General features: G+C 42.7%; 5 protein-coding genes. All 5 read left to right on the forward strand.

The features are described 5' to 3' along the window. The coding region (locus tag VF500_RS05895; RefSeq protein WP_330858774.1) for an esterase-like activity of phytase family protein at positions 1 to 950 on the forward strand (950 nt) is incomplete at its 5' end. A 410-nt stretch (positions 951 to 1,360) separates the two neighbouring features. Further along, positions 1,361 to 4,558, forward strand: a complete 3,198-nt coding sequence (locus tag VF500_RS05900; protein ID WP_330858775.1) for a TonB-dependent receptor — start codon at positions 1,361 to 1,363, stop codon at positions 4,556 to 4,558. Between the two features lie 26 nt (positions 4,559 to 4,584). Continuing rightward, positions 4,585 to 6,324, forward strand: a complete 1,740-nt coding sequence (locus VF500_RS05905) for a RagB/SusD family nutrient uptake outer membrane protein (RefSeq protein WP_330858776.1) — start codon at positions 4,585 to 4,587, stop codon at positions 6,322 to 6,324. 99 nt (positions 6,325 to 6,423) lie between these two features. Then, on the forward strand, positions 6,424 to 9,993 hold the full coding sequence (locus VF500_RS05910; RefSeq protein ID WP_330858777.1) for a VCBS repeat-containing protein: 3,570 nt from the start codon (positions 6,424 to 6,426) through the stop codon (positions 9,991 to 9,993). Between the two features lie 144 nt (positions 9,994 to 10,137). Beyond that, on the forward strand, positions 10,138 to 11,858 hold a 1,721-nt coding region (locus tag VF500_RS05915; RefSeq protein WP_330858778.1), incomplete at its 3' end, for a family 16 glycoside hydrolase.

The following is an 11,858-nucleotide window of genomic DNA, read 5'->3' on the forward strand; positions in this document are numbered from 1 at the left end:
AAACCATCGAACTCAAAAATGTCAGTGGCGGAAAGTTAAATGGCCTGCCAAATCCTGTGGGGATGGGGGCTTCGGGGGAGAAACCTTATGATCTTGACGGCAATCTGTTATCCCCAAGTGCGGACGGTATTGATTCGGAAGGTTTGGTTTTGGCGGCCGACGGAACTTTTTGGGTAAGCGACGAATATGGGCCGCATATTGTTCATTTTGATGCTAACGGAAAAACCATCGAGCGGATCAATCCTTTTGGTACCGGAACTGGAGGGCGTAAAATCCCGGCAGTATTTGCTACCCGCAGGGCTAACCGGGGTATGGAAGGTTTAGCTATGACTCCCGATGGTAAAACACTGGTAGGGATGATGCAGTCGCCCATGTATAACCCTTCTAAAGCAAAGGTTGCTAACTCAACGGTATTGCGCATTCTTACTTTTGATATTGCCACGGGGGCTACAAAGCAATACGTTTATCTTATGGACAATACTTCATTAACGGGAGTTAGCGATATAACCGCTGTTGATGCAACTACATTCCTAACTATTGAACGCGATGGCAATTTTGGCGGTGCGCCAACCAATCCGGCTACGTTTAAAAAAGTGTTTAAAATAGATCTCAGCAATGCTACTGATGTTTCCGACCCGGCAAACGGGGCTAACGGTAAAATATACGGCGGTAAAACAGTTGAAGAGCTTAATGATGCTGCCGGTTTGCAGGCCGCAGGGATTACCCCGGTTACCAAGACACAGGTGCTCGACTTGCTTAAAGACCTGCCGACAGTTTACCCGCATGATAAGGCCGAAGGCCTGGCTTTGTTGCCGGGTAATATTCTTGCCATATCAAATGATGATGATTTTGGCGTTATTGATAATGGCAAAAATGGTTTTGCAGCTAAGATTTTGCCGGCTACTAATTCGGTTGATAGGAACAGGATCTATTTTGTGAAGCTTAAATAGCAGTTTTCGATTTTAAATGTGCAAAGCCTCCCCATCAACGGAGGCTTTTTCTTTATATCCTGCCTAACAGATTTTAATCTGTATTCTTATGCAAGATTTAATTTTATTGTTAAAATAACATTTATTCACTGATCTAATTTTAACATTGATGTGTATTATTTTATCATGATTGCGATAATATATAGGCTTTGAGTTTTGTTTTATATTTATAAGTAATTGGTAGTTAGTTGTTTGTTATTTTAATATGCTGTTTTTAGTTTATGTTAAAATAATACAAAAAACCACTCATATCGTATTACAATCGATTGTTACCTCTGACTACATTTACTTAGCATATAATCTCTTTGGCAATAACTGTTAAAAAGTGATCATCTGCTTCAAACCAATTTTAACAATTTAAAGTAAAATGTATGAGAGGAAAACTACGCATCAAAAAAGTTGTGGCCTTCATCTGTCTAAATTTATCGCTTGTGCTGATAAGTTTTTCAGGTTATGCTCAAAGTAAGTTAACCGGTAAAGTCACCAGTTCGGATAACGGACAGCCGCTGCCAGGGGTTACCGTAAAGGTAAAAGGCACCACGCAGGCTTCAGGAACCAAAACCGACGGTAGTTATTCAATAACAGCAGCCAACAATGAAACCCTTGTTTTTAGTTTTATTGGTTATGCAAGCCAGGAAGTTGCAGTAAACGGAAGACCTGTGATTAACGTATCGTTGGTACCCGACAATAAAACCCTTACCGAGGTTGTGGTTGTTGGTTACGGTACTGCCAAGCGTAAGGATTTAACCGGATCAGTTAGTTCAATTAATGCAGATCAGGTGGGTAAAGTGCCTGTTACCAGCGTTGACCAGGCATTGCAAGGCCGGGCAGCGGGCGTTCAGGTTACTAATAATGACGGTGCACCTGGTGGCAGCGTGAGTGTATTGATAAGGGGGGTGGGTAGTTTGGCAACCAATGGTAATGAGCCTTTATACGTGGTTGACGGTTACCCGATAAGCGGAGGCCTCAACAATGTAAACCCTAATGACATCGCTAATATCGATGTGTTAAAAGATGCATCAGCAACGGCCATTTACGGCGTTAGGGCTGCAAACGGTGTAGTTATCATTACTACTAAAAAAGGCCGCAGAGATGGTGGGGTTCAAGTATCGTTAGATGCTTATGGCTCATTGCAATCGAAACCTAAAAAGTATAAAGTTCTTAATGCGCAACAATGGGCCACGCTGGCTAATGAAGATCATGCATCAGAAGGTAACTTTACTGAGTTGCCCGAATGGGCTAATCCTTCGGCATTAACCAATGTTGACTGGCAGGATGCAATTTATCGCCAGGGATCAAAACAAAGCTATAATCTCGGTATCCGTGGAGGAAATGAAAAAATTCAGTCCGCTTTCTCGGTCGGTTATTATGATCAAAAGGGTATCGTTTTAGGCTCATATTTTAAGAGATTAAACCTGGGTATGAATATTGATTATACCGTAAGTAAATGGCTGAAATCATCAACCAGCGCTAAATATTCAAGACAGGATCAAAATAACCCTTTCGGGTCCGGATCATTACAGCAGTTAACAGAGCTTATTCCTACGCTTGACGGGGGAAATAAACTAACTAACCAGATAAAGGATAAAAATGGTAATTATGGCTTTTTTAACCCTATCAATATTTATACAAAAAGCTGGGGCAATCCATTGTACACTATTGAACAAAACGATTACAAAAACCTAAATAATTACCTTTTAGCCAGCAGTTCGTTAGAGGCTACAATTATTGACGGGCTTAAGATCAAAACCAATGCAGGTGTAAACGTAAGTGATTATTCTGGGTACTTTTTTCAGCCGGAAGATCTTCGCTGGCAGGAGCAATATGGATTAAGCGGGGCCAACCAAAACTCCGTTTATTCGCAAAGTGCCAATAATACGTTCGAATGGTTGTGGGAAAATACCATATCGTATGATAAAACCTTCGGAAAGCATGCTATTAACTTTGTAGGTGGTGTTTCGGCACAGTCAAATACCTACAGGTATATGACAGGTACCGGCGATAAACTGATCAATAATGCCCTGAGAGATCTGGCGCAGGTTAATGACCTTGTTGTTACAGGCAGCCAGTACACAACAACTTTTGCCTCGCAGTTTGGCAGGTTGATTTACAAATACAATGATAAGTATATTGTAACAGGTACCGTTAGGCGTGATGGTTCGTCGAAATTTGCTAACGGCCATCAATATGGTGTATTTCCGTCAGGTTCAGTAGCCTGGAAAGCAAAAGAAGAATCATTCCTGAAAAATGTTTCATGGCTGTCTGATTTGAAATTCAGAGGCGGTTATGGCGAAGTTGGTAACCAGGGCTCAATTCCATTGTTTCAATATAATGCTTTATATTCATCAGGAGGCGCAGCTACTACGGCCACAAACGTAGGTTATCCATTTGGTAAAAATGGTTCGTCCGGAGAGGTGTATCAGCCTGGTTTAGCACCTACACAACCTGCCAATCCTGATCTGCGCTGGGAAACCGACTATCAAACAGATATCGGTATGGATGCAGCTTTTCTGAACGGCGCGCTTACTTTCACAGTTGATTATTATAACAGGAGATCGAAAGACTTTTTGTTAAACCTTCCTGTATCATCCCAAACTGGTTTTAGCCAAAACCTGGCACAAAACGTTGGTGAAATCAATAATAAAGGCTTTGAGTTTGCTGTAAACTACAACCATACGGTAAATGATTTCAGATACGGTTTAGGTTTAACCTTTACCACAGTTAAAAATAAATTAGTTAGCCTTAATAAAAGCCTAACCTTTATTGATAACCTTACCACGGTTACCGGTCTTAACGGTAACGGCTGGGGCCAGTTCAGCGAAACCAATATCGGGCAGGCTGTAGGGGAGTTTTTTGGTTATAAATCATTAGGCATATTCCAGTCGCAGGCACAAATTAATGCTTTAAATGCAGCTGCCGCGGCTAAATTCCCAAGTAACCCATATTACTGGAAAAGCGTTACCCAACCCGGTGACCGTTATTATGCAGACACTAACGGCGACGGACAAGTCACCCCTTCAGACAGAACAAGCCTTGGTAGCCCGATCCCTAAATTTTACGGTGGTTTAAACCTCGACTTTGCTTATAAGGCATTTGATCTTAACGCGTATTTCTATGGCTCTTATGGAAATAAGATCCTGAATTATCAGCAGCGTACCCTTGAAAGCTTCCAGGCCCCTGGCTTTGTTGGTGTTGAAAACGTAGGTTACGATTATTATGTTAATCACTGGACCCCAAGTAATCCGTCAAATCGTTATGCAAGGCTTACCTATAATGATGACACCAGCGCGAACAACGTTCCATCAAGCGTGTATGTCGAAAACGGCAGCTATCTGCGCTTACGGAACCTTACCCTGGGTTATACATTGCCATCTGATATCACCAAAAGGTTAACCCTGTCAAAAGTGAGGATTTATTTTTCTACCCAGAATTTGTTTACTGTAACCGGGTATAAAGGTCTGGATCCTGAAATTGGTACTGCTAATGGCAGTGCAACAGCATCTGGTATTGATGCGGGCAATTACCCATCATCTAAGTTTTATACACTTGGTTTAAATGTAACTTTCTAATTGGGCAGCTATAAAACAGTAAAGAAATGAAAATCAACAAAAAATATATCACGCTATTCGCTCTCGGTGCAACCCTGATGACACCTTTGAGCTGTAAAAAGAATTTTCTTGATCAAACAAGCGATACGCAGCTAACCAAAGATGCTTATTTTAAAAAGGCCTCTGACGGTATAGCGCTCGTAAATTCAATTTATGATACTTATCAAAATGCCGATTTGCTGAAGAAGTCGATCTGGTATTACGCAAACTTTCAAACTCACGATTTTTTTAACTGGGGTAACGATCGTTTTTATAACTATTATGCAATCACTACAGATTTTGGTCCGATCAGGACTTTCTGGCAGCGTGCTTATGTAGGCATATCACGGGCTAACTCCGCAATTGAAATCATCCCGGAAATGAAAGCTAAAGGGATACTTGACGAAAGTTTAGGCAACCGCTTGCTTGGCGAAGCTTACTTTTTACGCGGAATGACCTACTATTACCTGGCAGGTAGTTTTGGGGGCGTACCACTGGAGCTTAAATCAGTAACAGACGGTTTAACTCCAAGAAGCACCCAGGAGCAGGTATTTGCTCAGGTAATTGCCGATACTAAACAAGCTGCAAGTTTATTGCCATGGAGAGAAGATCTGCCGGCTTCTGAACTTGGAAGGGCTACAAAAGGTGCTGCTTTAGCATATGAAGGTGCCGCGCAAATGTGGAATAAAGATTATGCAGGTGCACTGGCAAACTTTAACCAGTTGGATGGCCATTTTTCACTGATGCCTAACTTTATAGATGTGAATGAGTATAGCCATCAAAATAATGCTGAGTCGGTATTTGAGGTGCAATTCACCGTAGCGGGTACCCAAAGCTGGGGTGCCGGTAACGAAGTAGCCTGGATCTCGGATTTCAGCTGGCCGGAAGAGGTTTCGAACTTCGGTTACGATTATGCTAATCCGGGATTATATTATTCATACCAGGCTGGCGACAAACGTAAACTGGCAACAGTGATTGGCCCTGGCGATCAGAATATCAGCCCGGGGATCATCGGTAGGGGTGGAATTAAAGTTTATCCTTTGGTAGTAGCTGGATTTGCAAGTTCCGATCCTAATGTAAAAGCTAAATATACCGGCGATGACGGTAAGATCATCAATACCTGCGGTACACATGCTAACCCATGGTACGGCTCTGACGGTGATGGTTTACGTACTGGTTTTTATTGCGCCAAAATGTGGAGAGATCCAAACCTTGACGCAAACTCTGGTAACTCAACAATATTTGGTGCTCAAAACCAAATTCTGTTACGTTATGCCGAGGTGTTGCTTGACAAAGCAGAATGCCAGATCCGTACAGGTGATGCTGCCGGTGGTTTAGCTACTATTAAAAAAGTAAGGGACCGTGCCTGGGGCGGTACAGCTCCGGCTGTGATGCAGGATGGCGCAAATTATGACGGTTCGGCATCAAGCCCGATAACCGATCCTTTGCAAATGGTTTACAGCGAATACAGACACGAACTTTCTGGCGAATATTCTGTATTTTATGACCTGCGCAGGGCTGGTGTAGCTGCTGAGTTCATCAAAAAGGCTTACGGAACGGTTGATAACAATACCAACATGATCGTTAACCCCAACACTGCTGATGCAAAGCTTGATGCAGACAATGGTTTAAAGCTGCATGGTTTATATAATACATCACTTCCTGTTGGCCGTGACCTTTATCCTATTCCGCAACTTGAGCGTGGATTAAACCCCAATTTAACTCAAAACCCGGCATACGGTAATTAATATATATTATGATTTAACAGAAAAGGCTTCTCCTTTTGGGGAGAAAGCCTTTTTTACGTTAATTATTATCTTTAAAAAATCAAACCAATCCCCTAATCGATGAAGAGAATTTTACATATCGTTATATTATGTTCATCTGTACTGCTTTCCTGCAAAAAAGCTTCGCTTTTTCAGCAGGTAGCGTCTTCACATTCCGGTATTCATTTTAAAAATGAGATCAGCGAAAATGATTCGATAAACCCTCTGGACCTGGTGAATATTTACAATGGCGGAGGCGTGGGGGTTGGTGATTTTAATGGCGATGGCCTGCCCGATCTGTATTTTACAGGTAATATGGTAGCAAGTAAGTTGTATCTAAATAAAGGTGATTTTAAGTTTGATGATATTACAGATGCTGCCGGCGTAAATGGCCTGGGCCGATGGGGAAGGGGAGTTGCAGTAGTTGATATCAACAATGATGGTTTACCTGATATTTATGTTTGTAATACCATATCCAAAGATTCGTTGAAACGACGTAACATATTATACGTTAACCAGGGGAAGGATAAAGATGGTATTCCTCATTTTAAGGATGAGGCTGCAGCGTATGGCCTTGAGGCCGGTGCGCAATCAACCATGGCCAGTTTTTTTGACTATGATAACGATGGTGATCTGGATATGTACCTCACCGTAAACAGTGCCACTGCCAGTTATAATCCCAATTTATTCGGCAATTCAAATTACACGGTAAATCATAGCAGGGGAAGATTATATCGTAATGATTGGGATGAAAAATTACATCACGGGGTATTTCATGATGTATCTGCGCAGGCAGGTATAAACCTGGATGGCTACGGCCATGCCGCCACAACTGTCGATTTTAACAACGATGGGTGGAAAGACATTTATGTATCGGATGATTTCATATCAAACAACATCCTTTACATCAACAACCATGATGGTACTTTCACTAACCGTACCAAAGAGTATTTTAAGCACACATCATACAATTCCATGGGGCAGGATGTTATTGATATCAATAACGATGGACTGCCCGATGTTGTTGAACTGGATATGAACCCGGAGGATAATTATCGCAAAAAAATGATCCTCGGCGCTAATAGTTATCAAACCTATCAAAACTTTGACTTTTATGGTACGCAATATCAGTATGTGCGCAATACCCTGCAATTAAACCAGGGGCCACGTCTGGGGCAAAATGGGGCCATTGGTACACCTGCCTTCAGTGAAATAGGTTTTTTAAGCGGCATCGCCCAAACAGACTGGAGCTGGACACCGCTGGTAACTGATTTTAATAACGACGGCTACCGCGATATGATCGTAACCAACGGTTTTCCGAAGGACGTATCTGATCATGATTTTATGACCTATCGCGAGCAGGCTTATGCCGTTACCTCCAAACAAAAGGTTTTGGATCAGATCCCCGAAATTAAGCTGCATAATTACGCGTTCGTTAATAACGGCAACCTCACCTTCAGCGATGTAAGTAAAGATTGGGGTTTAAGCCTGCCAACTTTTTCAAACGGAGCGGTATATGTTGACCTGAATAACGATGGCGCTATGGATATGGTAGTAAACAATATCAATGACGAAGCCCTGGTTTACCGCAATACATCGCGTGATGATCAAGGCAACCTTGATAAAACCCACTACCTGCAAATTAGCTTCAAAGGCGACCCGCAAAACATCAATGGCTTAGGTGCTACCGCCGAGATTTTCTACGATAAAAACAAAAAACAGGTATATGAAAATAATCCTTACCGGGGATATATTTCAACTGTACAAAGCATAGCTCATTTTGGTTTAGGGAAAGTTAATTCGATTGATTCGGTTGTAATAAAATGGCCGAATGGTAAAAAAGAGAAATTAGCTAACGTAAAGACCGATCAGCAAATCAAAGTAGATATTAATAACGCTAAAAGTCCGTATTCATTTATCCAGCCTCTAATAGCCACCAATGCCTTATTTAAAGAAGTAACAGACTCTATCGGGATTCATTATACCAACAAGGGATCCAATTTTCTGGATTTTAACATTCAAAAATTGATACCTCACAAATTATCTGACTATAACCCGGCTTTAGCCATTGGCGATATTGATGGCAATGGCTTTGATGATTTGGTTGTTGGAGGAAGCGCTTATGATCAGGCCCAGATCTTTTTCCAGATGCCCGATGGTAAGTTTGATCGCCGTAACTTGTTAACAGGCAATATCAATCCCACTCATAATTTTAAAGACGAGGGACTGCTGCTTTTTGATGCCAACGGCGATGGTAAACTGGATTTATACGCCGCCAGTGGAGGCTACGAATTTGCAGCAAATAGCGCCGAATACCAGGACAGGCTTTATATCAATGATGGCAAAGGGAATTTTACGCTTGCCGCGGATGCTTTACCTGCAAACTTAACCAGTAAACTTTGCGTGCGGGCTTGTGATTATAATAAAGATGGCAAACCCGATCTGTTTGTATCGGGCCGGGTTGAGCCATGGAAGTATCCCAACCCGGTTTCGAGCTTTATTTTGAGGAATGACAGCCAAAACGGCCATGCTAAATTTACCGATGTCACGGCGCAGGTTGCCCCGATGCTAAAGAGCATAGGCATGATTTGCGACGCGCTGTTTACCGATTATGATAACGATGGTTGGCCCGACCTGATCATGGCCGGCGAATGGATGCCGGTTACCTTCCTTAAAAATGAGCATGGTAAGTTTGTTAATACCACAGCTCAATCAGGTGTGAGTAATAAACTGGGCTGGTGGAACTCATTGGTAGCCGGTGATTTCAGGCATACCGGCCGCACGGATTATATTGTAGGAAATTTGGGCGAGAACAGCCTGATCAAAGCCAGCGAACAATATCCTGTTTACATAACGGCAAAGGAATTTGATAAAAGCGGCATTTTTAGTGCCATTCCGTCTATTTTTCTGCCTGATCAAAACGGCGATAAAAAAGAGTTTCCGATGTATGGTCGTGATGATATGTTGAAGCAGATGATCAGCATGAGAAAGAAATTTACCAATTACAAATCGTTTGCATTGGCAACGATGGATGAGGTGCTCTCGCCCGAACAAAGGAAAGATGCCTTGAGGCTAAAGGCTAATACCCTGCAATCGTGTTTTTTACGGAACGACGGAAACGGTAAATTTACAGCCATCCCGCTGCCTGTTGAGGCCCAGGTATCGGCGTTGAACGGTATGGAAACCGGCGATTTTGATGGTGACGGTAATCTTGATGTAGTTATTAATGGCAATGATTATGGCGGTGATGCTACCATAGGCCGCTATGATGCGCTTAACGGTTTGATGCTGAAAGGAGATGGAAAAGGTAATTTTAAGCCGTTAAGCATTTTACAGAGTGGCATTTATATCCCGGGAGATGGTAAAGCGTTGGTGAAATTCCGTGACAAAAACGGACGGATGATCTTAGCAGCAAGTCAACATAAAGATGTTTTAAAGATTTTCAGATCAGAAAATAAAGGAAAAACCATTCCGGTTAAGGCAAATGACGTATATGCTTTGATCAAATACAAAAACGGTAAAACCTCAAGGCAGGAGTTCTATTTTGGCTCGTCGTTTCTCTCTCAATCGGGCCGTTTCGTACAGCTTAATGATAATATATTAAGCGTAACCGTTTTCGATGATAAGGGGAATCAAAGACTTGTAAATTAGGTGTTTTTAGCCTGTGGGAATTATACCGGATAATGATAAAATATTATTCGTAATCGATTGCGTAAATTATTTATCTTGCATTACAAATGTAAGGCCGACATTATTACGCGCCTTAGCCAGTAAACCATATTATAATTAAAATCAATGCATTGCTTTAACCAATCTCCTAAGCTCTTCGGCAGAAAAAAGTTTTGGATAGCCTGTGTTTGCCTGTTGGGTTGCCAGCAACTCCGGGCGCAAAACGCAGTACCCCTTAATGATCTTTCTTTTTTCGATAACCCATCATCAAACTGGAAAGTAGCGGCCAACGCACAAGCCGATATTGTGCAGGATGAAGTTTTAACCGTTAAAGATGGCAACGGAATTTTGGTAAACCTGCCAGGCAAAAAGGGGGCAAAAGATCTGTTTACCAAGGTTGTTTATGGAGATGCTGACCTGGAGCTTGATTATATGATGGCCAAAGGCTCAAACTCCGGCATTTATTTGCAGGGGCGTTATGAAATTCAGCTATTAGATAGCTGGGGAACAGTAAACCCAAAATCGGGCGATAACGGGGGGATTTACGAACGTTGGGACGATAGTAAACCCGAGGGGCAGCAAGGTTATGACGGCCATGCGCCAAGGCAAAATGCCAGCAGGGCGCCGGGTTTGTGGCAGCACATGAAAATCTCGTTCCAGGCACCGCGGTTTGATGCAAATGGGCAAAAGATCAGCAATGCCAAAGTGCTTTATGTATGGTTGAACGGTGTTTTGATCCAGGATAATGTAGAGCTTGCCGGGCCAACCCGTGGGGCTTTTGACAATAAAGAAGCTGCAACAGGCCCCCTGCGTTTACAGGGCGATCATGGGCCGGTAGCTTTCAGGAATATTCAGATAACCAGTTATGACAAACCGCATCCAACACTTTCAAACTTGAAATACTGGGTTTATAAGGGCGGTGATATTAAGGGCGATGATTATAAAAAATTAAAGCCGGAATCTGAAGGAACTTCTCCTGTATTGTCATCAAACCAAAGCAAGCTGAGCAATGATTTTCTGATCCGCTATACTGGTAATATCCAGGTAAAGGAAGCCGGCGAATATGCTTTTAAGTTGAGTGTACCCGGTGGTAAAGGCACATTGCGCATTAATAGTGTTGATGCGGTGGCAATAAATGAAAACCGGGCTGAAGGCAAAATACAATTGCAACCTGGCGATCATCCCTTTGAATTATTCTATTCAAAAACAATCGACTGGGCCAAGCCTGCTTTAGGGCTCACTGTATCAGGCCCTGGTATCCGCGAGTATTTATTGAGCGACGCCAATGTAAGTAACAATGATCCTGTTGATCCGATTTTGATAAACGCTACTTCCAATACTATACTGCGAAGCTTCTCCGATCTGCCGGGAGGCATCAGGGTTACACATGGCGTAAATGTTGGCAGCCCGGAGTTGTTGCATTATACCTATGATCTGGATAAAGGAATGATTGTAGAGATCTGGCGCGGTGGCTTCCTGGATGCCACCCCCATGTGGCATGACAGGGGCGATGGTTCATCGCGCCCGGCTGGTTCTGTTCAATATCTTGGCAAACCTGTACCAGCCATTGAAAAACTCAGCGATGCAAATGCAGCCTGGGCTTTGGATACCGCCGGTACAGGATACCGGCCTAAAGGCTATGTTTTAAATGCCGATGATGTTCCGGCTTTTAAATATATCGTCTACGGTTCACCTGTAACTGATGCCAGCAGTGTGATGGATAAAGGACAGGGCATCCACCGGGAAATAACCCTTGCTAATGCTGTAGATGGCCTGTTTTATCACCTCGCTTCAGGCAATATCGAAACGCTTGGCAATGGTTTATATGCTATTGATGATAAGTCCTA

The sequence above is a fragment of the Mucilaginibacter sp. genome (assembly GCF_036383575.1).
Classification (GTDB): Bacteria; Bacteroidota; Bacteroidia; order Sphingobacteriales; family Sphingobacteriaceae; genus Mucilaginibacter.